Source organism: Pseudomonas sp. R3-56 (assembly GCF_051132075.1).
GTDB lineage: Bacteria > Pseudomonadota > Gammaproteobacteria > Pseudomonadales > Pseudomonadaceae > Aquipseudomonas.
This window is the reverse complement of record NZ_CP071657.1, coordinates 4908943-4932766: the sequence shown is the minus strand read 5'-3', so window position 1 is coordinate 4932766 and position 23824 is coordinate 4908943. Positions and strand designations below refer to the sequence as shown.

Genomic DNA, 23824 nt, shown 5'->3' with positions numbered 1-23824 from the left:
GTTGATGGCGGCGTACAAGCGGAAATCCGCTTATTGAGGCCAAGGGGTTGGGCGGAAATCCGCTTATCAAGTGATGTATCGGGCGGCCTCTTCGCGAGCAGGCAGCGAAAAAATCAGCGCTCCTGCAAAAACATCTCCCGGCTCAACCCATGCCGCTGCATCTTTTCATTGAAGGTACGGCGCGGCAGTTGCAGTTCTTCGAGCACGGCTTTCACGTCGCCCTTGTGTCGCGTGAGGGCGGCGCGCAGGCATTGGGCTTCGAAGGCTTCCTGCCGGGCCGCCAGGGATTGGCCGGGCGCCGCATCCTCGACGGGCAGTTGCTCCAGGCCCAGCACCTGGCGTTCGGCGACGTTGGCCAGTTCGCGCACATTGCCCGGCCAGTCATGGCTGAGCAAATGGCTCAGTTGCGGGCCGCTCAGCGGCGTTGCCGGGCGGCCCAGGCGTTCGGCGGCGCTGTAGGCGAAATGTTCAAATAGCAAGGGGATGTCTTCGCGCCGTTCCCGAAGCGGCGGCAGGCGCAGTTCGGCGATATTCAGCCGATAGGCCAGGTCTTCGCGAAATCGCCCGGCACGGGCTTCGTCCAACAGGTCCGGTTTGGTCGCGGCAATGATGCGCAGGTCCACCGGGATGCTCTGGTTAGAGCCCAGGCGCTCGAGTTTCTTTTCCTGCAGAACCCGCAGCAACTTGGCCTGTTGCGCCAGGGGCATGCTTTCGATTTCATCAAGAAACAGCGTGCCGCCATCGGCATATTCGAGCTTGCCGATGCGTTTGCCCTGGGCGCCGGTGAACGCGCCGCTTTCATGGCCGAACAGTTCGGCCTCGAACAGCGGCTCGGGAATGGCCGCACAGTTCAGCGCCACGAAAGGCTTGCTCGCCCTTGGGCCGAAATCATGCAGGCAGCGGGCGACCAGTTCCTTGCCACTGCCGGTTTCGCCGCGAATCAATACGTTGACTGGCAGGGTCGCCAGGTCCAGCACCTGGCGGCGCAGGTTCTGCAAAGGCCGGGAGACGCCCAGCAGCGTGGTGTCCAGCCGGGCCTTGGCATCGGCCTGCTCGTGCAGTCGCCGGTTCTCCAGCACCAGGAAACGTTTATCGAGGGCGCGACGCAGGCTGCCCAGCAGGGCCTCAGGGCTGAAGGGTTTTTCCAGAAAGTCGTAGGCCCCGTCGCGCATGGCTTCCACCGCCATGGGTACATCGCCGTGACCGGTCAACAGGATCACCGGCAGGTCGGGGTCGCGCTTGCGTACTTCGGCCAACAGTTCCAGGCCGCTGAGCCCAGGCATGCGCACGTCACTCAGGATCACCCCGGCAAAATTCTCCGGCAACTGCACCAGGCAGTCTTCGGCGCGGCTGAACAACTGCACGCGGAATCCGGACAGGCTCAGCCACTGCTCCACGGCACTGCGGATACTGCTCTCGTCATCGACGACTATGACCGAATCAAGCATGCAACGGCGCCTCCGGATCGATGGGCAAGGTGACGCAGAATACCGCGCCGTTTTCGTGATTGCCCGCTGTCAGCCGCCCGCCGGATTCATGAATGATCGCAAACGACACCGCCAGGCCCAGGCCCAGGCCATCGCCGACGGCCTTGGTGGTGAAAAAGGGGTCGAACACCTGGGCCAGGTGCTCTTCGGCAATTCCGCCGCCGCTGTCTTTCACTGTCAGGCACCACAGTTGCTCATCGGCCTGCAGGCGCACTTCCAGGCGCTTGATCGGTTGTTCGACCATCGCGTCGAGAGCGTTGCGCAGCAGGTTGATCAGCACCTGTTCGAGGCGGATCGCGTCGCCGCGAACCCAGGCCGGGCGGGCCAGGTGCAACACCGTGCTGACGTGTTCATCGCGCAGGCGTGTGTCCAGCAATTGCAGGGCCTGGTCGACCACCGCTGCCAGATCCAGGCGCTCTCGCAGGCCGCTCGGGCTTTTGCGGGCAAAGGTTTTGAGGTGGCCGGTGAGAGCCGCCATGCGCGTGAGCATGTCATCCACCGGTCTGAGCGCCTTGTAGGCGTCATCGATCCGGCCATGGTCAAGCAACAGGCGCAGGGTCGCCAGCTGCATGCGCTGGGCGGTCAGCGGCTGGTTGATCTCGTGGGCCAGTGCTGCCGACATCTGCCCCAGGGCCGCGAGCTTGGCCGATTGCACCAGGCCGTCCTGGGCAGTGCGCAGTTCACGCGTGCGTTCCTCCACCAGCCGTTCGAGTTCCTCGCGGCTGCGTTGACGCAGTCTTGCCAGGCGCCAGCGCTGGTTGAGAAACAGCAACAGGAACACCAGCGCCAGCCACAACCCGGCGGCGGCGAGCCCGGCGTTGCGCAGGTCTTCAAAGGCGATCTGCGGCCTGCGCAACAAATGCAAGGTCCAGCCTTCGCCGGTCAACGGCAGGGATTCCCAGAGATAGTCCGCCGTGCCATCGGGCGCTTCGACCCGGGCCAGATGGCTGTTGTCGTCGAAGCGTCGCAGCGGATCGAAGGCCAGGGGCTGCAACGGTTGCTTGTCGTATTGACGGGTAGCCTTGAGTTCGGCGCGGTCGCTGTCGGCCAGTGGGCGCAGGTGGCGATAACGCCAGCCCGGGCGGTTGGCAATGAAAATGATGCCGCGCGCATCGCTGACCAGCAAGGTGTCGCTGCCCTGGCGCCACTCGCGCTCCAGCTCCGGAAACTCCAGCTTCACGACCATGGCGCCGAGGAACTCGCCGTTGTCGCCGGTTACCGCGCTGGACAGGAAATAACCGGGGATGCCACTGGTCACGCCCACGGCATAAAACCGCCCGGTGCCTTGGGTGCGGGTCTGGATGAAGTAGGGACGAAAACCATAATTGTGGCCGACATAGCTGCTCGGCAGCCGCCAGTTGCTGGCCGCTACGGCCAGGCCGGTATGGTCCAGCAACTCCAGGGTGGAGGACTGCGCGGCGCCGTTGATCTTTTCCAGCTTGCGATTCAGTTCATCCTGTTGCGCCGCACTGACCGGGCCCTTTAGGGCATCGCGCAGTTGTGGGTCCAGCGCCAGCACGGAGGGCAGGGCGCGGTAGCGTTCAATCAGGGTATGAAGGGAGTTGGCGTACAGCGCCAGTTGCTGGCTGGCACGGCTGGCGTCCTCTTCCAGGGCCGCGCGTTCAGCGTGACGCACGGCGAGGGTGGCGGCGATGGCAGCGCCAGTGAGAATCAGCAGGGTGTACAGCGACAGGCGCAGGGTACGGGTATTCGGCATGCTGGCGTAAACCAGTGGAAAGTCGGGCGGGCAAGATAGCATGCTGGAACGGCTTCGGGCCTGCACCACCGCCATCGCGAGCAAGCTCGCTCCCACACTGTGGTCTGCGGTGATCACTGTATTTCGATTCACACCCTATCCCTTGTGGGAGCGAGCCTGCTCGCGAATGCGGTGGAACACTCTGCATTGATGTCGACTGACAAAGCGCTTTCGCGAGCAGGCTCGCTTGTATGGTAGGACTTGAAGGGAGGAGGAGGGACTAGGCTCGATTCTGACTGTTAGCCGCAGTACAGACCGTGGGAGATTTCACCCCTCCTCCTTTCACCCAAGCGCCGATAAAGAATGCTTCTGGCCTAGACCGACGATAGGAACAAGCCTGCGCCTCTGGGTGAACCCTTCAAGTGTTCAAACCTTAGCCCGGAGGATTTTCAATGGCAATGCCCGTCGCCACCGCCCAGCCGATCGTAGGTGTGGATGTCGCCAAAGATGAGTTGGTGATTTATCACGCCCAATCCGATCGACTCGAAACGATCCCCAACACCAAAGCTGATATCAAGAAGTGGCTCAAGGCATTACCTGCGCCCGTGGATGTCGCCATCGAAGCCACCAATATCTACCACCAGGACTTCGCCGATCTGGCTTATGCGCATGGCTGTGTGATTTATATGATCGGCGGTTACGAACTCAGTCATTACCGCAAAGGTGTGAAAGTGCGCGCTAAAACCGATGCGCTGGATGCTCGGTTGTTGGCTCGCTATTTGAACAACGAAGGCCACCAGTTACACCCTTGGTCCCCGCCATCGCCCCTGTATTGCAGGCTTATAAGCCTTTTCCGGCGACGGGCAGCCTTGGTTCAGGCGCGTGTCAGCCTCAAGCAAAGCTGGTCGAACGAACCGTTGCTCAAAAGGGCCTTCGAGAACCAGATAAAGGCCATGCAAAGACTTGAAATTTTGCTTGAGAAAACAATCCAGACGCAGTTGGATGCAGCCGGTTTGGGCAGTCAGCTCAAGCGCTGCATGAAAGTCGAAGGCATCGGTCTGTTAAGCGGTGCCCGTTTACTTACGTCGTTTCAGCGTGGAGATTTCAGAAATGCCGATGCCTTCATCGCTTTTCTGGGTCTGGACCTGCGCATATCGGACTCGGGAAAAAAGAAGGGACGCCGCTGCCTGTCTAAGCGAGGTGATCCGGAGGCACGCCGATTGATGCACAACGCCGCGATGTCGGCGAGTCGCACAGCGGCGTGGAAGGGATTTTACGAGGGTTTGAGGTCCCGAGGGCTCAGCACAACCGAGGCATCGGTAGCGCTGGCCCGCAAGCTTGCCCGAGTGGTATTCGCTCTGTTGAAGAACCAGAGCGAATACTTACCAAAAGGCATTTAGGGGCTAGCCCTGCACCATAGAATCTCCCACAGGTTTTGATTGTGGTATCACAAAAAAAGGCCGGTGAGCTTGTCGCCCCACCGGCCTTTTTCACAACGGTAAAATGCGCGTTACTGCACTTCGACCGCCAGGCTTTCGCTGATCTTCTGCTGCCAGATCGCCGGACCGGTGATGTGCACCGACTCGCCCTTGCTGTCGACCGCAACGGTCACCGGCATGTCCTTAACCTCGAACTCGTAGATCGCTTCCATCCCCAGTTCGGCGAAGGCCAGGACCTTGGATTTCTTGATCGCCTGGGCCACCAGGTAAGCGGCGCCGCCGACGGCCATCAGGTAGACCGCCTTGTTGTCCTTGATCGCTTCGATGGCGGTCGGGCCGCGCTCGGATTTGCCGATCATGCCCAACAGGCCGGTCTGCTCGAGGATCTGGCGGGTGAACTTGTCCATCCGCGTGGCGGTGGTCGGGCCGGCCGGGCCAACCACTTCGTCGCCGACCGGGTCGACCGGGCCAACGTAATAGATGAAGCGGCCCTTGAGGTCCACCGGCAGGGTTTCACCTTTGTTCAGCATCTCGACCATGCGCTTGTGCGCCGCGTCGCGACCGGTGAGCATCTTGCCGTTGAGCAATACCGTTTCGCCCGGCTTCCAGCTCTGCACTTCTTCCGGGGTCAGGGTGTCGAGGTTCACGCGACGCGCCGACGGACCAGCTTCCCAGACGATTTCCGGGTAGGCGTCCAGCGGTGGCGCTTCCAGCGAGGCCGGGCCGCTGCCGTCAAGCACGAAGTGGGCATGACGGGTGGCGGCGCAGTTGGGGATCATGCACACCGGCAGGGAGGCGGCGTGGGTCGGGTAGTCCATGATCTTCACGTCGAGCACGGTGGTCAGGCCGCCCAGGCCCTGGGCGCCGATGCCCAGTTGGTTGACCTTCTCGAACAGCTCCAGGCGCATCTCTTCGATACGGTTCTGCGGGCCGCGGGCCTTGAGCTCGTGGATGTCGATGGATTCCATCAACACTTCCTTGGCCATCACCGCGGCTTTCTCGGCGGTGCCGCCGATGCCGATACCGAGCATGCCCGGTGGGCACCAGCCGGCGCCCATGGTCGGAACGGTCTTGAGTACCCAGTCGACGATGGAGTCGGACGGGTTGAGCATGGCCATCTTCGACTTGTTCTCGGAGCCGCCGCCTTTGGCCGCCACGTCCACTTCCACGGTGTTGCCCGGGACGATGGAGTAGTGGATAACCGCCGGCGTGTTGTCCTTGGTGTTCTTGCGCGCGCCTGCCGGGTCGGCGAGGATCGATGCGCGCAGGACGTTTTCCGGCAGGTTGTAGGCGCGACGCACGCCCTCGTTGATCATGTCGTCCAGGCCCATGGTCGCGCCATCCCAACGCACGTCCATGCCCACGCGCACGAACACGGTCACGATACCGGTGTCCTGGCAGATCGGCCGATGGCCGGTTGCGCACATGCGCGAGTTGATCAGGATCTGTGCCATGGAATCACGGGCCGCCGGCGATTCTTCGCGCAGGTAGGCCTCGTGCATCGCCTGGATGAAATCCACGGGGTGGTAATAGGAAATGAACTGCAAGGCGTCGGCGACGCTCTGTATCAGGTCATCTTGCTTGATCACGGTCATGAGTCGCGCTCCTCTCTAAAGACGGGAACATTCTATAAGGCAGCTTCGAGCTGCAAGCTTCAAGCGGCAAGCTGAAGCAGTATGCGTACTGCTCTGAACTTGCCGCTTGGAGCTAGCCGCTTGCAGCTGACCTCAGGTCAAGGCACGCCGGGCATGCTGGCGCGACGCTAAAAAGGCGCGGCAGTATATCGCAGGCACGCAGCCTGTGGGAGCGAGCTTGCTCGCGATGGCGACCTGCGGGTTGAAGGGCTGGAATGCACCCCGTGGCGAGGGAGCTTGCTCCCGCTCGGTTGCGCAGCGACCGCAAAATCTTGGGGCCGCTACGCAGCCCAGCGGGAGCAAGCTCCCTCGCCACGGGGGGCAGCGTCGGGGTTGGCAGATGCGTCAATCTGGGCCATTGCTTTGACGCCATTTTTCTGCGCCAGAATTGAATGGTCATTTGCCGAACACGCCACTAAAGTGGCGTCTGGCCTGTAGCGTAGGACGCCTCTGTCAGTCTCCTTTCCCATGGTGAGTCACCGATTGACCCATAACGCCATCCAACGTCTTTTGCTTAAACGCTTTGCCCTCGCAGCCACGACTTATGCGCTGGCACTGGTATTGTTGTGGCTGGCGTTTTTCAGTGGTCATTACCTCGACACATTGCGTGGCGTCATTGTTGGTAGCCTGTTGGTCGTGCTGTGCCAGGCCGGTCTGTTCACGCTGTTCATCACCGACCGCAACCTGCGATTCGCCGACCCCAGCCTCACGGAAATACAGGTCTGGATCGGCCTGGGCTGGCAGACCTGGATGATGGCGCACCTGGACCAGGCCCGGGGCGTGTTCCTGGTGTTCTATGTGCTGATCCTGCTGTTCGGGCTGTTTCACCTGTCCCGCCGGGCCTTTGTGCGTTGCGCGACGCTGGTGTTTATCAGCTTCACCGGGATCACGCTCTGGGACGGTTATTTCTTTCGCCTGCCCGATCCGACGCTGGCCGGTCTGCAGGTCTGCGTACTGTTCATCGTGCTGGTGTGGCTGGTGTTGTACGCCCGCTACGTCCAGACCTCGCGCCAACGCATGCGCCAGCGTCGGTTTGCCTTGCAGGCGCACCAGGACACATTGCGCGGCATGATGCGCCAGCTCGAAGACCTGGTGGCCACCGATGAACTGACCGGCCTGTTCAACCGCCGGCACTTCCTGCGCCTGGCCGGCCGCGAGCTCAATACCCTCAGGCCCGGCGTCGCCCATGGCCTGGCCTTGATCGACCTCGACCATTTCAAACGCATCAACGACCTGCATGGCCATGCCGCGGGCGACCAGGTATTGCAGGCTTTCGCCGCTGTCGCCACGGCGTGCCTGCGCGAGGGCGATGTGCTGGCCCGTTACGGTGGCGAGGAGTTTGTCATGCTGCTCCCCGCTTGCGATCCCGCGCGCCTGACGGCCTGTTGCGAGCGATTGCGGCTGGCGTTCACCGAGGTTCGATTGGTCGATCTGCCGGTGGGCAACCTCAGTTTGTCGGTGGGGATGACGATGCTGGAAATCGGCGATGACCTGGACAGCGCCTTGCAGCGCGCCGACCAGGCCTTGTACCGTGCCAAGCGGGACGGTCGCAACCGTTGCGCCGCCGCCTGGGAGAACGTCGATGCCTGAACTGAAAGTCGCCGACCGGCAATGGACGGTGGCGGCTGGCGGCAATCTGCTGGACGCGCTTAACCACGGCGGCGTGCCGGTGCCCTATAGCTGCCGTGCCGGCAGTTGCCATGCCTGCTTGGTGCAATGTGTGAAGGGGGATGTGCGTGACAGCCGTCCCGACGCCCTGAGCCCGGCGCAGCGAGATAACGGTTGGCGCCTGGCATGCCAGTGCCAGGTGGTCGAAGACGTGCAGATCCACACCTTTGATCCGCAGCGCGACGGCCAGGCCGCCGCTGTGGACGCGGTGGATTGGCTGGGGGCTGACGTGCTACGCCTGCGCATCAGCCCGCAGCGATCACTGCGTTATCGAGCCGGGCAACATCTGGTGTTATGGGCCGGTGACGTGGCCCGGCCGTACTCCCTGGCGAGCCTGCCCGAAGAAGACCGATTCCTGGAGTTTCACCTCGATTGTCGCGAGCCCGGTCAATTCGTCGATGCGGCGCGACAACTGAGCACCGGAGACCCGATCCGCCTCGGCGAACTGCGCGGCGGCGCGCTGCATTACGACGCCGACTGGCACGATCGGCCGCTCTGGCTGCTGGCTGCTGGCACCGGCTTGGCACCGCTGTTCGGCATCCTCCGTGAAGCGCTGCGCCAGCAGCACCAAGGCACGATTCGGCTGATTCACCTGGCCCATGATGAGGCCGGGCATTACCTGGATAAACCTCTGAAGGCACTGGCGGCCAAACACCCCAACCTGAACGTCGAGCTATTGACCGCGGCCGAGGCGCCAGCGGCGCTCGCGCAACTGCGCCTGGCTTCGCGCCAGACCCAGGCCCTGGTGTGCGGTCATCCGGACCGGGTCGAGGCGTTTGCCAAGCGTTTGTACCTGGCGGGGCTGCCGCGTAATCAGTTGCTGGCGGATGTGTTTCTGACCCGCGAGGACAGTGGCGGCTGACAGACCGCCTTCGCGAGCAGGCTCGCTCCCACAGAGGGCGGCGCAAATCCAGTGTGGGAGCGAGCCTGCTCGCGAAGGCCTCAGCCCAGGCATCACATCCCCAAAGCCATAAACCAAAAAGCCCCGCCATTCACATGGCGGGGCTTTTGTTTTCAGCAACCGGTCATCAAACCATCGGGTCGCCGACGTGCAGGATCTTCATCCCGTTGGTGCCGCCGATGGTGTGGTAGCTGTCGCCCTTGGTCAGGATGACCCAGTCGCCGGTCTGCACCACGCCACGCTTGACCAGTTCATCCACCGCCGCCTGGCTGACTTCGCCCGGTTGCAGGGCGGCCGGGTCGAACGGCACGGTGTAGACGCCACGGAACATGGCGGCACGGGCCTGGGTTTCGCGGTGCGGGGAGAACGCATAGATCGGCACGGAGGAGCGGATGCGCGACATGATCAACGGCGTGTAGCCACTTTCGGTCAGGGCGATGATCGCCTTTACGCCCGGGAAGTGGTTAGCGGTATACATGCTCGCCAAGGCAATGCTCTCGTCGCAGCGCTCGAAGGTCTTGCCGATGCGGTGGCTGGACGTCTTGCCGGTCGGGTGCTTTTCAGCGCCGATGCAGATACGTGCCATGGCCTGCACCGCTTCGAGCGGGTAGAGGCCGGCGGCGCTTTCGGCCGAGAGCATCACGGCGTCGGTGTAGTCGAGCACGGCGTTGGCTACGTCGGACACTTCGGCGCGGGTCGGCATCGGGTTCTGGATCATCGACTCCATCATCTGGGTCGCAACGATCACCGCTTTGTTGTGGCGGCGTGCGTGCAGGATGATCTTCTTCTGGATGCCCACCAGTTCGGCATCGCCGATTTCCACGCCGAGGTCGCCACGAGCCACCATCACGGCGTCGGACGCCTTGATCAGGCCATCGAGGGTTTCATCGTCGGCCACGGCTTCGGCGCGTTCGATCTTGGCCACCAGCCAGGCGGTACCGCCGGCCTCGTCGCGCAATTGACGGGCATATTCCATGTCCGCCGCGTCGCGCGGGAAGGACACCGCCAGGTAGTCGACTTCCATTTCCGCGGCCAGCTTGATATCGGCCTTGTCTTTGTCGGTCAGGGCCGGAGCGGTCAGGCCGCCGCCGCGACGGTTGATACCCTTGTGGTCCGACAGCGGGCCGCCAATGGTCACGACGCAGTTCAGTTCGGTGGCGGTGGCGGTCTCGACGCGCATCACCACGCGGCCGTCGTCGAGCAGCAGCTCGTCGCCCACGCCGCAGTCCTTGACCAGGTCCGGGTAGTCGATACCGACGACTTGCTGGTTACCCTCGGTCAATGGATGGCTGGTGGAAAAGGTGAACTTGTCACCGATCTTCAGCTCGATGCGCTTGTTGGCGAATTTGGCAATGCGGATCTTCGGGCCTTGCAGGTCACCCAGCAGGGCGACGAAGCGGCCATGCTTGGCGGCCAGGTCGCGCACCAGCTTGGCACGAGCCTTGTGCTCGTCGGGGGTGCCGTGGGAGAAGTTCAGGCGGGCAACGTCCAGGCCAGCCAGAATCAGCTGTTCGAGAACTTCCGGCGAGTTACTGGCCGGGCCAAGGGTAGCGACGATTTTGGTGCGACGGACGGACATGCAGGACTCCTCAAGTTCAAGCGCCAGCGAAGGCTACTATGGTCTTTGGGTGTAGTCATTGTTCATGTGCACTACTTATTCGTTTCTTTTTCGAAATGAACATTCCTGAAAATTTCTGCGCCGTTAATTCCTAAAGCCGAACATCGCTTTTGTGGCGAGGGAGCTTGCTCCCGCTCGGTTGCGTAGCGACCGCAAAATCTTGGGGCCGCTGCGCCCGAAGCGTCGGACCGGCCCAGCGGGAGCAAGCTCCCTCGCCACAAGAGCTGGTCCGATTGAAGATTTTTCGCGCCAGGTCGATAAAGAGCTCAAGACAGGAGAACCTCCCCATGCGATTCGTGCTTTTTATTGCCTTGGCCTTGAGCATCACGGGCTGCACCCGTTGGTCGATGAACCACCACATGAACCTGGCCTACAAGGCCTACGAGCGCGGCAACTGCGAGCAAGTGATGCTTGAGCTGTCCAAGGTCGACCGCGCCAGCCGTGCCCGCCGTTACATGCAGCCGGAAGTCTCGATGATGCGTGGTCAATGCCTGGAGCGGCAAAAGCTGTTCGTCGATGCGGCGCAGACGTACCAGTTCATTCTTACGCAATACCCCAACAGCGAGTACGCCTATCGTGCCCGCGCCCGGCTCGAAACCTTGCAGAGCCTTGGGCATTACCCTACCCGTAGCACCTCGGCCATCCGCCCGACGGCGTTCTGAACGACGCCGGATCCAGGCCCTCGGCCAGGCGCCGGCGCGGCATTATGATGGGGATCGCATCCGGACTGGCCGTCGTCAGAACCTGCGCTATAGTTGTACATCTGGCTATTAGAGCTTGGACTCTAATAGCCAGGTGGCGCCTGTAACCGATGAGACACGCCATGACGTTTGCTGGCGTCTGGCAAGGGGATCAGGGAGAGCGGGCTCGCTTGGGTTCGTTCCGAAGTGTTCGGTTGGCCGGTGAGCGGCCGTTAAAAAAGCGATACAGGACATGTACAAAGAGCGCCGCATTGAACGACATCAGTTGGCTTGTTTTCTTGAGGTGTTCAACGGCCTCAACGACAAATCGATCGGTTTTCTGGGCAACGTTTCTGAAAGTGGCCTGATGTTGATCAGTCAATTGCCGTTGATGATTGGCGCAAGCTTTGATCTGTACCTGAAAATCCCCACCGACGACGGACCACAGCAAGAGATCCGGTTGAAGGCCAAGTGCCTGTGGTGTCATGAAGACGTGACGCCGCAGCATTTCGATGCCGGTTTCAGCCTGCAATGGGCGCCGCCGGAGTACGGGGCGTTGGTCAGTGCGTTGCAGCAGTATTTCTGTTTTTATCCGTTGCCCGCCTCGGCTTGAGTAACCGACTCCTGCGCAGGGCCTAAGCGGTTCCGGCCTTTTTCCATGCCAGGTATTGGCTCACCAGATCCGCCCCTAGCTCGCCGGGGCGCGAATCCAGGGTCGGGATGCCATGGGCCGCCAACCGCAGATGGAGTCCGGCGCGGGTGTTCATGTAGTCCACCGTCCCGCAATAGGCCAAGGCTTCGGGCTGGGTTTGTACCGGCGCCTGGCGCAACCGGTCGAGTGCCTCTTCGCGCAGGCTGGCCACCAGCACCCGATGCTGCTGGCCCAGGCGCTTGACGGCAGCCAGCAGTTCCTCGTCGTCCTCATCCCGCAGGTTGGTCACCAACACCACCAGGGCCCGGCGTTTTTGCCGGGCCAGCAGTTGATTGACCGCGACCTGGTAATCGGCGGGATGCTGGCTGCTGTCCAGGTCATAGACCGCGTTGAGCAAGACGTTGAGCTGGCCGCTGCCTTTGACCGGCGCGAGGTAGCGCGGTCGCTCACTGGCGAAGGTGTACAGGCCGACGGCGTCGCCCTGGCGCAACGCGGTATAGCTGAGCAAGAGGCAGGCATTGAGAGCGTGATCGAAGTGCGCCAGCTCGTCGTCCTGGCTGCGCATGCGCCGGCCGCAGTCGAGCATGAAGATAATCTGTTGGTCGCGTTCGTCTTCGTACTCACGGGCAATCGGCGTACGGTGGCGGGCGGTGGCCTTCCAGTCGATCTGGCGCAGGCTGTCGCCCTCGCGAAACTCGCGCAGCTGATGAAACTCCTGGCCTTGGCCACGGCGCTGCCGCTGGCGTATGCCGAGCTGGCTCAGCCAGTTGTCGACGGCCAATAGCTGGCCGTCATAGAGCCTGGCGAAATCCGGGTAGACGCGAGTGTTATCGAGCGCCTCCAGCAGGCGTTTGCCGGACCACAATCCCAGCGGGCTGGGCAGGCTGATCTCGCAGTAGCTGAAAATGAAATGACCGCGCTTGAGCGGGCGCAAGCGGTAGCCGAGCTGGCTGCGTTGGCCGGGTTGAAGTTCGACCGACAAGGGCAGGTCGTCGAAGTCGAGGCCATCGGGTACGTGATCGAACACCTGGATCGGCATTGGCTGGGCAAAATCATGGCTGATCTGCAGGCGCACTTCGCCCCATCGGCCCAGTGCCAGGCTGCCCGGCATGTGTCGTTGTACGCGGGGCGAGGGCAGGCGCCGCAGCCGCACGGCATCGAGCAGCGCCAAGGCCAGCAAGGCCAGCAGCATCCCCCAGTTGATCGACAGGAGTGTCGACGGCACCGCGATGCCCAGCGCTCGCAACGTGCCCAGCACGATGCCGACGGCCAGCAGGATCGCGAGCCAGATGAGCAACAGACGCGAGGGTTTCATGGGCGCATCCTTGCCGCGCGATTTTTCACAGCCGCGGCGCCGAGACTTGATCGAGCAACTGCCCCAGCACCTGGTCCACCGAGAGCCCCTCGATGTCCAGCTCCGGCGCCAGCCTTACGCGATGGCGCAGCACGGCCAGGGCGCAGCCCTTGATGTCGTCCGGGACCACGAATTCGCCACCGCGCAGCAGCGCCCGGGCCCTTGCGCAGCGTACCAGCGCGATCGAGGCGCGCGGCCCGGCGCCCAGTGTCAGCCCCGGCCAGCTGCGAGTGGCGCGGGCCAGGCGGACGGCGTAGTCGAGGACCTGATCGTCCATCGGCAGGTCACTGGCGATTCGCTGCAAGGCCTGCACATCCTTGGCTTGCAGCACCGTGCGCAACGGTTGCACGTCAAGCATGTCGGCCCGGGTCGAGCGGCTGACCTGGCGGACCATGTCCAGCTCCTGGTCGGCATCGGGATAGTCCATGCGGACCTTGAGCATGAAGCGGTCGAGCTCGGCTTCCGGCAGCGGGTAAGTGCCTTCCTGTTCGATGGGGTTCTGGGTCGCCAGCACCATGAACGGTTGGGCGATCGGCAGGGCGCGGCCTTCCAGGGTGACCTGGCGTTCCTGCATGGCCTCGAGCAGCGCCGCCTGGGTTTTTGCCGGCGCGCGGTTGATCTCGTCGGCCAGCAGGAGGTTGGTGAAAACCGGACCCTTGCGCAACTTGAACTGCTCGGTCTGCAGGTCGTACACCGCATGGCCGGTGACGTCGCTGGGCATCAGGTCGGGCGTGAACTGGATGCGCGCGAACTCGCCACTAAAACAGCGCGCGAGCGCGCGCACCATCAACGTCTTGCCCAACCCTGGAACGCCTTCGAGCAGCACATGCCCGCCAGCGATCAACGCCGTGAGCACATCGTCGACCACCGCAGCCTGGCCGACCACCGCCTTGTGCAGTTCGGTACGGATCGCCTGGGCCAACTGGCTGGCGCGCTGGCGCTGTTGGGCGGCATGGGCCTGGCCGTCGACAGGTTCGTTCTGTTCAGTCATAAGGCATTCCTGAGAGTTTGCAAAAGGGCAACCTGGCGGCAGAACTCAGTGCTGGACATGCGCTGCGCCGGCCGGGGGCTGAGGGCCTGGCTGATGGTTCGCGTGGGTTGGCGGGTCAGGCGTGCAAGCACTTGCCATTGTTCGGCGACGACCAGCCGTTCGAAACCTGGATGAAGCTGGCGCGCCCGGCGCAACACGTCATGCTGCAAACTCTGCAACAGGTGTTGCCGGCCGTGGTGGCGCAGCTGGAACGCGGCGCTGGCCTGCAGGTGTTCCAGTAACTGCCGTCGCGCCTTGGGGGCGGGTTGTTGCAACGGGCCATGCCGCACCGCCGAGCGCCAGAACCACAGCCCGATCAGGACCAGCAGCGCCAACAGGGCCTGGGGGAAATAGCGCAGCAGCAGGGTCAGCAGGTTGTCGTGCTCGATGTCGAACAGCAGCGTCACATTCGTATCGGCACTCAGGTACCAGAGCAGCCAGGCGTTGTCGTATTGGTCGATCTGGTCGTTCTTCCAAAGCTCGGCGTCAGTGAGCACAGTGATGGTGCCCAGGCCGTGGTTCAGTTGCATCATGTGAGTTGCCTGTGCGCTGTTGGCCCAGGCCTGGGCGAGGTTCTGCGGGTCTTCGAGATGGAAGTCGGTGTCGAAGCCGACATAGGCCGGCGCTTCTTCATCTTCCAGATAAAGCTTGGTCAGTTCGGGGTAGCGATCCTTGATGAGTTCGGCGTCGGATTCCTCGAGGTCCTTGCTGAGGAGTTGGCGCAGACCCACGCGGTCCAGCAACAAATCGCCGCTGCTGCTGGTGCTGTCATCCCACAAGGCCTCGGCGACGAACAGCAGCCGTCCGCCGGCCCGGGTCCAGTTCATCAACTGGTCGGCCTCTCGTGGCGTCATGTTGCTCCGCTCGCCCAGCAACAGCAGGCTACGCTGGTGGGGTTCGAGGCCGGGCAGGACGTCCAGGCTGTTGGCGTGTTCGACTTCTACCCCATGCTGACGCAGGAAATGTTCCGCCGCCAGGTAGGGATTGGCCTGGGCTTCGGGGGATGGGCCGTGATCAATGGTTTCCTGGTAGGGCACGGCTTTCGTGGACAAGTAGACGCCCACTGCACAGACCAACGCCGCAACCAGCGCCGCGACCAGCCATCCGGCGCGGCGGCTCATCGGGAAACTCCCGGACCGAACAGGCCGCGCCAGCCATCGCACAGCTCCCGTTGCAGATGCGGCGCTGGTGGACGGTGCCCGTAGGCGATGTTTTGCCAGTGCTGGGTCAGGTTTTTGCTGAAGACCAGCAGGTCCGGCTGCTGGAGTCGTTCGACGCGCTGCAACACCTGGCCTTCCGTGTCCGCGGGTTTCAGGGGGATGGCGAATTCATGGTGCAATCGGCTGAGCAAGGCTCGATAGAGCAAACCCAACGCCTCGCGAGGCGCGGTGGACCATAACTGCTCGGCGCGGCTCGCCACATCCTCCGGCAGGCTCTCTTCGCGAATATCCAGGCCGAACATCTGCACCGGCGCAGCGGGTTTCGAATGCATGCGCTGTGCTGGCCTACGGTTCGCCAGGGTCTTGAGACTATGGCGGTAATGCCAGGCCAGCCAGGCGATGGCCGTCAACAGGGCCGCCCAGAGCAGCACCTGGATCAGCGCGGCAATACCCTCGAAGCGTTTTTTCGACAGCCATTCGAACAGCGATTTGAGCCAGCCCGGCGCTCCATCGGTTTCAGCTGGCTCGGCTGATTCGGCTGATTTTTCGGCTTCTTCGCCGAAACGATAGCGGGTGATCGTTTCCGGATTCTTGAATGGTGGCGCTTCGAGAATCGCTTCAATGCTTTCCCGAGAGGCCTCGCTGGTCAGCGGCTGGTTGAGCAAGCGCGGGCTGTCGGGACCGTTGTCGTCCTGCGCGGCCCAGGCAGGTGGCGCCAACGGCAGCAGCGTCATTGCCAGCAGCAACAGCGCCGGGGCCAAGCCGGCCAGGCGCTGGCGCAGGCGCCGGAATACCAGTTCGATGTCCCAGGCCTCGAGAATCGTGCGGCGGTTCAGGTAGAGGCTGAAGCCACAGGCGACGTAAACCGGTTCCCAGAAGATCAGCAACAGTGGATACAGGAAGTTGACCAGGTGTTCGAGCCACAGCCAGTCGTGCTCGGCCACGGCGATCAGGGTCTGCCAGTCCCATTCCAGCTCGACCTGTTGCGGTATGAACAGATAGAACAGCGCCATCAGGCCGAACCACAGCGCGGTTTCCAGGTGCACGCCGATGATGGTCAGCCACTGCGCCGCGCCGCCGTTGCGCTGCAGCAGGACGCGCAAACGTTGCTCGCGCGCCTCGCCGGCCAGGCCTTCGAGTTGCACCACCGGCATCAGGAAGCTGCGGTTCAGGCTCAGCCGTCGCCAGGTCAGGCTGGCCAGCAATTGCGGCTTGAGCAGCGCGAGCCATTGGCGCAACGCCTGCTTCAGCGTAGGCGGCTCGCCAAACAGGGCCTTGGACAAAATGAACAGGGGCAGGCGGTCGAAGGCCGGTTTCAGCCACCAGAACACAATGACTACCAGCGACGGCGAGTCCCACAGCAACAGGGTCAGCAGCGCATACACCGGTAGCGTGACGATGGCCCAACTGGTCATCAGCAGCCCTCGGTGCTGCTGGCTCATCAGCACGCCGAGGTCCATGGCTTCCCAGGTGGTGCGGGGGCGGATGACAACGCTGGCGTCACTCAGGCGCATGGTGGCCTCGTCCGGCAAACAGCAGATACCCGAGCACCAGCAGCCACAACAAGGCGCCGACGATGTATTTGGTGGTGGGTGTCACCGCGCTGGAGGACCAGTAGGCCTCGACGAACGCGGCGATGAGCAGCAACAGCACCACGCCGCCGATGATCAGCACGCTCTTGCCGGCGGCGAGCCGTAACGCTTCGCCTCGGGTGAGGCGCCCCGGCGCGATCAGTGCCCAACCGAGCAACAGGCCCGCCGCGCCGGCCAGGACGATGGCAGTGAGTTCGAAGGCGCCGTGGCCGATCACGAATGACCAGAACGTCGATCCCGAACCGATCTGGGTCAGGTGCCCGGCCACCGCGCCAATGGTCAGGCCGTTGAAGAACAGGAAGAATGCGCTGCCCAGGCCAAACAGCAAGCCGCTGGCGAACGTCTGAAAGGCAATACCGATGTTGTGCATGATGTAATAGCCGAACATGACCCAGTCTTCGCTGGCGGCCCGCTCGATCGAGCGCCCCAGGTGGCCGGCGGCAGGGTCGTACATGCCGCGTATCTGGCTGGCTTCTTCGACGCTCAACACGCTGTAGACCAGTTCGGGGAACAGGTAGACCAGCAGCCCGATGCCGACCAGGCTACCTAGGAACATCAAGGCCGCCGCCAGCACGAATCGCCATTGCTCACGAACCAGTCGGGGGAAACCGGCCAGGATGAAGGTCGACAGGCTGGCCGAGAACCGGCCGCGGTCCCGGTAGAGTTGCTGGTGACCACGCAGGGCCAATTGCTGCAACGCGTCTATTAAGAGGCTGCTGTAGCCCCTGGCCTGGGCCAGCGTCAGGTGGTGGCAGAGGCGTCGATAGGCATTGGGGAAATCGCTGCTCTGCGCGACGTTGCGGCTGCGCTCCAATTGGTCGAGCTGTTGGGACAGACGGTCCCATTCCTCTTGATGACGTTTTTCGAAAAGGCTTTGTTTCATGTCGGCCCCAGCAGGCCGCGGGCGATGCCATTGAGTTCGGCCACGGCGCCGGAAGGGTGCACCTTCAGCGGCGCGGCCAGGATCGTCGCCAGTTCGGTGACCCTGGCACCGGACAGTTCTGCCTGGCGCTCGGCGAAGCCCAGCACGGCACGCTGCTCGTTGAGGTCGAGGACAAAAGGTGGCCGTATCGGTCGGGCCGATGGCAGTACGGGGCGTTTGATCGCTTGTTCGCGATAAACCACCAGGGTCCCGGCCGCCAGGTCGCCCAGGCGCTTGAACGCTGGATGCTGCAGGCAGGTAATCGCCCCGAACGCATAGCCGAAGGGCAGCATGTCGACGAAGCGCAGCAGGTTGCGGATCAGCGAGGCCGACCAGTCGACAGGCCGGCCGTCATCCTGCACCACGCGCAAACCCATGATCTGCTTGCCGGGGGAACGCCCTTGGTTCAGCACCTCGAACAGCACCATGTACCACCAGCTGATGACGAACAGCAGGATCGAGCCCAGGCCGACGCCCAGTTCGCCAAAAAACGCCAGGATCAGGAACAGCAGGCCCAGGGCCAGCCCCCGTATGCCGAGGTCGATGGCAAAGGCCAGGGCGCGAGGCATCAACCCCGCCGGGCGCAGCGGCAGGTCGATGCCCTCGGGCGTCTCGACCTGGTAACGCGTGTCCAGTGGCGCGGGCAGCGGCGCGTTCCTTTGCAATGCTGGTGTCTCGAGCATGGGCAACCTGTGAGGGGGCGGTTCGAACGTTCGATCTCGGCCCAGATGCTAGCAGTCTTCGTGCAGGCGCACGATACAACTCTGTGGGTCATTTCACGCTTCATGTAAACAACAGGGATCTTGCGGGAGGGCGTAGGCTTGCGCCTCCCGGAAAGTTACAGCAGCGCTGGCCGCCGGCCGGTTGCAGCGCCTAGACTTCGCCAGTCCTCAGCACAGGAACCACCCGTGACCTCCATTTTCTGGTACGACTACGAAACCACCGGCATCAATCCGCGTTGCGACCGCCCCTTGCAGGTGGCCGGGATACGTACCGATTTCGAACTCAATGAAATCGATGAACCGGTGAACCTGTACTGCCGGCCCAGCGATGACATCCTGCCCCATCCGGCCGCATGCGCGATCACCGGGATCACACCGGCATGCCTGGCGGAAAAAGGCTTGAGCGAGGCCGATTTCATGACCCGCGTCCATGCGCAACTGGCCGCGCCCGGGACCTGTGGCGCCGGCTACAACACGCTGCGCTTCGATGACGAGATGACCCGCTACAGCCTTTATCGGAATTTCTTCGACCCATACGCACGGGAATGGCAGGGGGGCAACAGTCGCTGGGACCTGATTGACCTGGTGCGGGCCGCCTATGCGTTACGCCCCGATGGGATTGTCTGGCCGCAGGAGGAGGGGCGCGTCACCCTCAAGCTCGAACGCCTGACCGCCGCCAACGGCATCGACCATGGCCAGGCCCATGATGCGCTGTCGGATGTACGTGCAACGATTGCCCTGGCCCGGTTGATCCGTCAGAAACAACCCCGGCTTTACGACTGGCTGTTCCAGTTGCGCACTAAACAGAAAGTGATGGACCAGGTCCGCCTGCTACAGCCCATGGTGCACATCTCCGGGCGCTTCTCGGCGGCGCGAAACTACATCGGCGTGGTCCTGCCGCTGGCCTGGCATCCGAAGAACCGCAACGCCCTGATCGTCTGCGATCTGCATCTGGATCCTCAAGGGCTGCTGGACCATGACGCCGAAATCCTGCGCCAACGCTTGTATACCCGCCGTGAAGAGTTGTTGGAAGGAGAATTGCCCGTACCCCTCAAGCTTATTCATATCAACAAGTGCCCGGTGGTCGCGCCGCTGTCAGTCCTGCGCGACGAGGACCAGCAACGCCTGCAACTGGACATGGAGGGTTATCGCCAGCGGGCGCTGCGGCTAAGTGACGCACAGCAAGTCTGGCACGATAAACTCCAGGCGATTTACGGTCGCGAGGATTTCACTGCGAGCGATGACCCCGAACAACAGTTGTACGCTGGATTCATGGGTGATCGTGATCGGCGTTTGTGCGAACAAGTGCGCCAGGCAGATCCCGACCAGTTGGCGGGGGAACGTTGGCATTTCGATGATGAGCGCCTGCCGGAATTATTATTCCGATACCGGGCCCGTAACTTCCCCGACACCTTGAGCACTGAAGAGCAGGTACGCTGGAAACTATTTTGCCAGCAGCGACTGAAATCACCGGAGTGGGGTGCGCCTAATACCCTGGAAAGTTTTGATGAGGCGATGACGCAGTGGCTGGCGCTTTCCAGCCCAATGCAGCAAGAGGTGCTGACTCAATGGCAGGGCTATAGCCAGCAATTGCGCAAACGTTTAAGCCTTTGAGTCGCCGCGCTGCCATGTAAGGAAATAAATCAGAAGTGGACAGGCAACAAAAAACGCCAGCAATCGCTGGCGTTTTTTTCTGCGTCGAGAACGCTTCGAACCGCCGGAGCTTAGCCCAGCAGGGTCGCCCAGCCTTCAACCACGTCGCCGCCCCACTTGGCTTTCCACTCTTTCAGAGTCTTGTGGTTGCCACCTTTGGTTTCGATGACTTCACCGTTGTGCGGGTTCTTGTATTGCTTAACTTTGCGAGCGCGCTTGGTGCCGGTAGTTTTCACAGCGCCACGCGGGGCTTTGCTCGACTTGGACTCTGGATCCAACAGGGCGATGATATCGCGCAGGGACTTGGAGTATTCACCCATCAGCGTGCGCAGTTTGCCTTCGAATTCCAGTTCTTTTTGCAGTTTGTCGTCTTTGGACAGGTCGGCCAGACGTTGTTGCAGTTCTTCAATGGCTTGTTTTGTAGCGTTGTATTCGGTGATCAGGGACATGGGGACTACCTTATGTAGGACGCTGGTGACAAGGAGACAGTGGGGTAATAGTAATCAGACAGTTTCATCAAGTAAACATTTAAGCAGTGTTTATTTAATTAATAGTGCGCTAGCACAGAGTGAGCGCCGTGAAATAAATAATGTGATGCAGTCTTCACATCTGTTCACGATAAAGCTTGCCACGCGGGCATTGGCAGTCCCGGTCAGCCATCGCTGGGCGCGATGTGTGATCGATACTGCAGTTTTGCCGCGCAATGGCTAGAATGGCCGCCTTTGCGAAGTTCTGGAGTTCCCCTAATGCGCACTTTTCGGCTGGTGATCGCTTGCCCAGACCGCGTCGGTATCGTTGCTAAAGTCAGTAACTTTCTGGCGTCCCATAACGGCTGGATCACTGAAGCAAGCCACCATTCGGACAATCAGAGTGGTTGGTTTTTCATGCGTCACGAGATACGCGCCGACTCGCTGCCCTTCGGCATCGAAGCCTTCCGCGAGGCATTCGCCCCGATTGCCGAAGAGTTTTCGATGGACTGGCGTATCACCGATACCGCGCAGAAAAAGCGCGTAGTGCTGATGGCCAGTCGTGAGTCCCACTGCCTGGCTGATCTGTTGCACCGCTGGCACAGCGATGAGCTCGATTGCGACATCGCCTGTGTCATTTCCAACCATGACGACTTACGCAGCATGGTGGAATGGCACGGCATCCCTTATTACCACGTACCGGTCAACCCGCAGGACAAGCACCCGGCGTTCGCCGAGGTCTCGCGGCTGGTCAAGCAGCACGACGCCGAGGTGGTGGTACTGGCCCGCTACATGCAGATCCTGCCGCCGTCACTGTGCAGCGAATACGCGCATAAAGTCATCAACATCCACCACAGTTTCCTGCCGTCGTTCGTTGGTGCCAAGCCTTACCACCAGGCCTCGATGCGCGGAGTGAAGCTGATCGGCGCCACGTGCCACTACGTGACCGAAGAGCTGGACGCCGGCCCGATCATCGAGCAGGACGTGGTGCGTGTCAGCCACAGCGACAGCATTGAAGACATGGTGCGCTTCGGCCGCGACGTGGAAAAAATGGTCCTGGCGCGCGGCTTGCGCTATCACTTGGAAGACCGCGTACTGGTGCACGGGAACAAGACCGTGGTCTTCTGATCTGTAGTCTTCTGACTCTATGTGGCAAGGGAGCTTTCTCCCTTGCCACGAACCTCGAGGCATGAATCCCATGACCGATCCCTTGGACAAAGCCACCGCCAGAGCGCCGGCAACCGTGGGCGAGGGTTGCCTGAGTCGCTACGATCCCGAAGCGCTGGGCCCGGAAGACGGCACCGAATTTCCCGACGCCGCCCAGCTGTGGGAAGAGCTGCACGAGCAGCCCCAGGACGATCCCGAGTCCAAGGACTGACCTCTCAGGCTTGCCGCAGCTTCATCAGCTTCTTGATCAAAGGTCGCCCGACCATCATGAAGAACACCGGTCCTCCGGCCAGCAGATAGAAGTAATACGTCACCGCCCGCCAGATCAGGATCGCTGCCGCCGCGGTGGATTTGCCCACCATCGGCGCCAGCAACGCCGCCGAGGTCAACTCCGCCGCTCCGGCGCCGCCCGGCAACAGGCTGAACTGCCCGGCGCTGAGGGACAGCATCTGGATCAGGAAACTCCAGGCCCATTGCAGATCCGCCCCGAGTCCTTTTAATGCCAGGTACAGCACGCTATAGCGCAGGACCCAGTGCAGGCAGGTCAAGACGAACACCTGGAACAGCGTCTGGCGTGGCAATTTCAGAGTGTCGGTAAATGCCGCGAGGAAATTCAGGATCTTGCGTCCCCAGCGTCGACGGGTCACCGGCTTCACTCGCAAATGCCGCAGTAGCCGCGCGCCCAGGAGAATCAGCCGCCGATGGTAGCGGGCCACCAGCACGCAGCAGCAAAGCCCGCCGAACAATGAAACCGCGCTCAGCCCCAGCATCCATTCCATGCGCTGGCTGAGGTTCTGGAAAAGTGCATAAAACAGGATGCCCAACAAGGCGCAGAGAAAAAACAGCAGGTCGCTCAATTGATCCATGGCGAACACCGCGCTGCCATGGGCGGGGCGCACGCCGTTGCGCGCGAGCAGCGCCATCAGTGTCAACGGCCCGCCACTGCCGCCGGGCGTCGCGCACATCGCGAACTCGGTGGACATCACCACGCCAATGCTTTTCAACCCGCCTATGCGCCCACGGTGTTCACCCAGCAGCAAGCGCAGGCGCACCGAGTTGAGGCCCCAGCAGAGTACGATCATGCCAAGCATGACCAGCAGCAAGGACAGCGGAAAGCGCTGCAGCCGCGACCACATCTCCCCGCCGCCCACGAGCATCGGGACCAATACCGCAATCAACAGGGCGGCGCCTAACCAGACCAGCCGTTTCATGCGGCACTGCTGACTGGCTGGCGCAGTGACGCCAGCCAGTCGATCTTGGTCATCGGCACGCGCCCGTCCTCAATCAGGCGCTCCAGGATTCGCAGCCAGTAGTCGCGGGAAAATCCGTGGCGCATGTCTACGGGGTGCAGGCCCAGGCGAATGACCGGTGCCTGGCGCCAGCGCTGTTCACGCCGATCGCTGATGACTTTTGACAAGCCTCGACGCCAGGCGCTGCGGGCGCTCCAGACCAGTCCCGGGGCATCGATCGGGGTGAACTCCGGCAAGCGATAAAGGTGCTGGGTGTCGCTGGTATAACTCAACGGCAACTGGCGCAAGGCCTGGCGCGTGCCTTCGCTCATCAGCCAGGCCGGCGCGACGAAGCCCTGCAGCGGCCACTGGTAGCGCTGAAAGATTTCGATGCCGGCGCGAAGGCGGGCGAGGGCCGCTTCCTCGGACAGACCGTAGAACTCGCCTTCATGGGTGTAGACCCGGCGCATGAACCAGTCCTTGGGATGGAGCGCCGGCGGACCGTCATCACAGTGGTAATAACCGTGCAGCACCAGTTCATCGCCGCGTTCGACCCGGCTGTCGAGCATGCGCCGGAAGCCGGGATGTTCGTCGAGCGCGTTGGCGTGATGGAAGTCCGGCACCACCAGCCAGGTCATCGGCACCTGGCCGAGGGCGTCGACGGCTTCGACGAAGGGCTGGTAGTCGGGCCAGGTTTGCGGTGCGACATCGTGCAGCACCAGCAGCAGGCTGGATTGAGCGGTCATCGACATG

The 23824-nt window shown here is 62.3% G+C and carries 21 protein-coding genes; 8 read left to right on the top strand and 13 right to left on the bottom strand.

The window, feature by feature from the left end; all coding sequences use genetic code 11:
• Positions 1 to 113 precede the first annotated feature (113 nt).
• Both J3P96_RS22465 and J3P96_RS22460 read right to left on the bottom strand, forming a co-directional pair.
• Entirely contained in the window at positions 114 to 1448 is a 1335-nt protein-coding gene (locus J3P96_RS22465; RefSeq protein WP_434653549.1) for a sigma-54-dependent transcriptional regulator, read from the bottom strand.
• Positions 1441 to 3204, bottom strand: a complete 1764-nt coding sequence (locus J3P96_RS22460) for a sensor histidine kinase (RefSeq protein WP_434653548.1) — start codon at positions 3202 to 3204, stop codon at positions 1441 to 1443. The genes J3P96_RS22465 and J3P96_RS22460 overlap by 8 nt, the downstream gene beginning before the upstream one ends.
• Before the next feature lie 431 nt (positions 3205 to 3635).
• Here J3P96_RS22460 and J3P96_RS22455 point away from each other — a divergent pair, with 431 nt between their 5' ends.
• Positions 3636 to 4583, top strand: coding sequence for an IS110 family transposase (locus J3P96_RS22455; RefSeq protein WP_434653547.1), 948 nt, complete (start codon positions 3636 to 3638; stop codon positions 4581 to 4583).
• Between the two features lie 110 nt (positions 4584 to 4693).
• Here J3P96_RS22455 and J3P96_RS22450 read toward each other — a convergent pair whose 3' ends face one another.
• Positions 4694 to 6217, bottom strand: a complete 1524-nt coding sequence (locus J3P96_RS22450; protein ID WP_024014122.1) for a fumarate hydratase — start codon at positions 6215 to 6217, stop codon at positions 4694 to 4696.
• A gap of 522 nt (positions 6218 to 6739) precedes the next feature.
• On the opposite strand from J3P96_RS22450, the gene J3P96_RS22445 reads away from it, so the two are divergent.
• Both J3P96_RS22445 and J3P96_RS22440 read left to right on the top strand, forming a co-directional pair.
• Positions 6740 to 7846: a diguanylate cyclase domain-containing protein gene (locus tag J3P96_RS22445; RefSeq protein ID WP_434569654.1), complete on the top strand. Its 1107-nt coding sequence runs from the start codon at positions 6740 to 6742 to the stop codon at positions 7844 to 7846.
• A complete protein-coding gene (locus tag J3P96_RS22440) occupies positions 7839 to 8786 on the top strand; it encodes an iron-sulfur-binding ferredoxin reductase (protein WP_434653546.1) in 948 nt (315 codons plus the stop codon). Before J3P96_RS22445 ends, J3P96_RS22440 begins: the two co-directional genes overlap by 8 nt.
• Before the next feature lie 166 nt (positions 8787 to 8952).
• On the opposite strand, the gene pyk is transcribed toward J3P96_RS22440, so the two are convergent.
• Positions 8953 to 10404, bottom strand: a complete 1452-nt coding sequence (gene pyk, locus J3P96_RS22435; RefSeq protein WP_434625788.1) for a pyruvate kinase — start codon at positions 10402 to 10404, stop codon at positions 8953 to 8955.
• 326 nt (positions 10405 to 10730) lie between these two features.
• Here pyk and J3P96_RS22430 point away from each other — a divergent pair, with 326 nt between their 5' ends.
• On the top strand, positions 10731 to 11105 hold the full coding sequence (locus tag J3P96_RS22430; RefSeq protein WP_305496455.1) for a tetratricopeptide repeat protein: 375 nt from the start codon (positions 10731 to 10733) through the stop codon (positions 11103 to 11105).
• Positions 11106 to 11376: 271 nt separating this feature from the next.
• Positions 11377 to 11736, top strand: a complete 360-nt coding sequence (locus J3P96_RS22425) for a PilZ domain-containing protein (protein WP_434653545.1) — start codon at positions 11377 to 11379, stop codon at positions 11734 to 11736.
• A gap of 22 nt (positions 11737 to 11758) precedes the next feature.
• Here J3P96_RS22425 and J3P96_RS22420 read toward each other — a convergent pair whose 3' ends face one another.
• From J3P96_RS22420 to J3P96_RS22395, 6 genes are read right to left on the bottom strand one after another with little or no spacing between them, the layout of a single operon-like run.
• Positions 11759 to 13090 (bottom strand): DUF58 domain-containing protein, encoded by a 1332-nt coding sequence (locus J3P96_RS22420; RefSeq protein WP_434653544.1) that lies wholly within the window; start codon positions 13088 to 13090, stop codon positions 11759 to 11761.
• Positions 13091 to 13115: 25 nt separating this feature from the next.
• Positions 13116 to 14120 carry an AAA family ATPase gene (locus J3P96_RS22415; RefSeq protein ID WP_434653543.1) on the bottom strand — a complete coding sequence of 335 codons (1005 nt, stop codon included), beginning with the start codon at positions 14118 to 14120 and terminating at the stop codon, positions 13116 to 13118.
• Positions 14117 to 15280, bottom strand: a complete 1164-nt coding sequence (locus tag J3P96_RS22410) for a DUF4350 domain-containing protein (RefSeq protein ID WP_434653542.1) — start codon at positions 15278 to 15280, stop codon at positions 14117 to 14119. Before J3P96_RS22410 ends, J3P96_RS22415 begins: the two co-directional genes overlap by 4 nt.
• Positions 15277 to 16833, bottom strand: coding sequence for a DUF4129 domain-containing protein (locus J3P96_RS22405; RefSeq protein ID WP_434653541.1), 1557 nt, complete (start codon positions 16831 to 16833; stop codon positions 15277 to 15279). The genes J3P96_RS22410 and J3P96_RS22405 overlap by 4 nt, the downstream gene beginning before the upstream one ends.
• Entirely contained in the window at positions 16820 to 17794 is a 975-nt protein-coding gene (locus tag J3P96_RS22400) for a stage II sporulation protein M (RefSeq protein ID WP_434625775.1), read from the bottom strand. Before J3P96_RS22400 ends, J3P96_RS22405 begins: the two co-directional genes overlap by 14 nt.
• Positions 17791 to 18516 (bottom strand): RDD family protein, encoded by a 726-nt coding sequence (locus tag J3P96_RS22395; RefSeq protein ID WP_434653540.1) that lies wholly within the window; start codon positions 18514 to 18516, stop codon positions 17791 to 17793. The genes J3P96_RS22400 and J3P96_RS22395 overlap by 4 nt, the downstream gene beginning before the upstream one ends.
• Positions 18517 to 18741: 225 nt before the next feature.
• On the opposite strand from J3P96_RS22395, the gene sbcB reads away from it, so the two are divergent.
• A complete protein-coding gene (sbcB, locus tag J3P96_RS22390) occupies positions 18742 to 20169 on the top strand; it encodes an exodeoxyribonuclease I (RefSeq protein WP_434653539.1) in 1428 nt (475 codons plus the stop codon).
• Between the two features lie 110 nt (positions 20170 to 20279).
• On the opposite strand, the gene mvaT is transcribed toward sbcB, so the two are convergent.
• Positions 20280 to 20657 carry a histone-like nucleoid-structuring protein MvaT gene (gene mvaT, locus J3P96_RS22385; RefSeq protein WP_305496444.1) on the bottom strand — a complete coding sequence of 126 codons (378 nt, stop codon included), beginning with the start codon at positions 20655 to 20657 and terminating at the stop codon, positions 20280 to 20282.
• Positions 20658 to 20954: 297 nt separating this feature from the next.
• On the opposite strand from mvaT, the gene purU reads away from it, so the two are divergent.
• Both purU and J3P96_RS22375 read left to right on the top strand, forming a co-directional pair.
• Positions 20955 to 21803: a formyltetrahydrofolate deformylase gene (gene purU / locus J3P96_RS22380; RefSeq protein ID WP_305496443.1), complete on the top strand. Its 849-nt coding sequence runs from the start codon at positions 20955 to 20957 to the stop codon at positions 21801 to 21803.
• Positions 21804 to 21873: 70 nt separating this feature from the next.
• Positions 21874 to 22053: a hypothetical protein gene (locus J3P96_RS22375; RefSeq protein WP_434625769.1), complete on the top strand. Its 180-nt coding sequence runs from the start codon at positions 21874 to 21876 to the stop codon at positions 22051 to 22053.
• Between the two features lie 4 nt (positions 22054 to 22057).
• On the opposite strand, the gene J3P96_RS22370 is transcribed toward J3P96_RS22375, so the two are convergent.
• Positions 22058 to 23053 (bottom strand): lysylphosphatidylglycerol synthase transmembrane domain-containing protein, encoded by a 996-nt coding sequence (locus tag J3P96_RS22370; RefSeq protein ID WP_434653538.1) that lies wholly within the window; start codon positions 23051 to 23053, stop codon positions 22058 to 22060.
• Positions 23050 to 23823: a DUF2334 domain-containing protein gene (locus J3P96_RS22365; protein ID WP_434653537.1), complete on the bottom strand. Its 774-nt coding sequence runs from the start codon at positions 23821 to 23823 to the stop codon at positions 23050 to 23052. The genes J3P96_RS22370 and J3P96_RS22365 overlap by 4 nt, the downstream gene beginning before the upstream one ends.
• Between the last annotated feature and the right edge of the window lies 1 nt (position 23824).

What these genes read in the sequence shown, in the direction of transcription:
- J3P96_RS22375 (WP_434625769.1), top strand. Translation starts at nt 21,874, where the DNA reads ATGACCGATCCCTTGGACAAAGCCACCGCCAGAGCGCCGGCAACCGTG.
- mvaT (WP_305496444.1), bottom strand. Translation starts at nt 20,657, where the DNA reads ATGTCCCTGATCACCGAATACAACGCTACAAAACAAGCCATTGAAGAA.
- J3P96_RS22465 (WP_434653549.1), bottom strand. Translation starts at nt 1,448, where the DNA reads ATGCTTGATTCGGTCATAGTCGTCGATGACGAGAGCAGTATCCGCAGT.
- J3P96_RS22430 (WP_305496455.1), top strand. Translation starts at nt 10,731, where the DNA reads ATGCGATTCGTGCTTTTTATTGCCTTGGCCTTGAGCATCACGGGCTGC.
- J3P96_RS22410 (WP_434653542.1), bottom strand. Translation starts at nt 15,280, where the DNA reads ATGAGCCGCCGCGCCGGATGGCTGGTCGCGGCGCTGGTTGCGGCGTTG.
- J3P96_RS22440 (WP_434653546.1), top strand. Translation starts at nt 7,839, where the DNA reads ATGCCTGAACTGAAAGTCGCCGACCGGCAATGGACGGTGGCGGCTGGC.
- J3P96_RS22415 (WP_434653543.1), bottom strand. Translation starts at nt 14,120, where the DNA reads ATGACTGAACAGAACGAACCTGTCGACGGCCAGGCCCATGCCGCCCAA.
- J3P96_RS22425 (WP_434653545.1), top strand. Translation starts at nt 11,377, where the DNA reads ATGTACAAAGAGCGCCGCATTGAACGACATCAGTTGGCTTGTTTTCTT.
- pyk (WP_434625788.1), bottom strand. Translation starts at nt 10,404, where the DNA reads ATGTCCGTCCGTCGCACCAAAATCGTCGCTACCCTTGGCCCGGCCAGT.
- J3P96_RS22365 (WP_434653537.1), bottom strand. Translation starts at nt 23,823, where the DNA reads ATGTCGATGACCGCTCAATCCAGCCTGCTGCTGGTGCTGCACGATGTC.
- purU (WP_305496443.1), top strand. Translation starts at nt 20,955, where the DNA reads ATGCGCACTTTTCGGCTGGTGATCGCTTGCCCAGACCGCGTCGGTATC.
- J3P96_RS22420 (WP_434653544.1), bottom strand. Translation starts at nt 13,090, where the DNA reads ATGAAACCCTCGCGTCTGTTGCTCATCTGGCTCGCGATCCTGCTGGCC.
- J3P96_RS22395 (WP_434653540.1), bottom strand. Translation starts at nt 18,516, where the DNA reads ATGCTCGAGACACCAGCATTGCAAAGGAACGCGCCGCTGCCCGCGCCA.
- J3P96_RS22450 (WP_024014122.1), bottom strand. Translation starts at nt 6,217, where the DNA reads ATGACCGTGATCAAGCAAGATGACCTGATACAGAGCGTCGCCGACGCC.
- J3P96_RS22455 (WP_434653547.1), top strand. Translation starts at nt 3,636, where the DNA reads ATGGCAATGCCCGTCGCCACCGCCCAGCCGATCGTAGGTGTGGATGTC.
- J3P96_RS22460 (WP_434653548.1), bottom strand. Translation starts at nt 3,204, where the DNA reads ATGCCGAATACCCGTACCCTGCGCCTGTCGCTGTACACCCTGCTGATT.
- J3P96_RS22400 (WP_434625775.1), bottom strand. Translation starts at nt 17,794, where the DNA reads ATGAAACAAAGCCTTTTCGAAAAACGTCATCAAGAGGAATGGGACCGT.
- J3P96_RS22405 (WP_434653541.1), bottom strand. Translation starts at nt 16,833, where the DNA reads ATGCGCCTGAGTGACGCCAGCGTTGTCATCCGCCCCCGCACCACCTGG.
- J3P96_RS22370 (WP_434653538.1), bottom strand. Translation starts at nt 23,053, where the DNA reads ATGAAACGGCTGGTCTGGTTAGGCGCCGCCCTGTTGATTGCGGTATTG.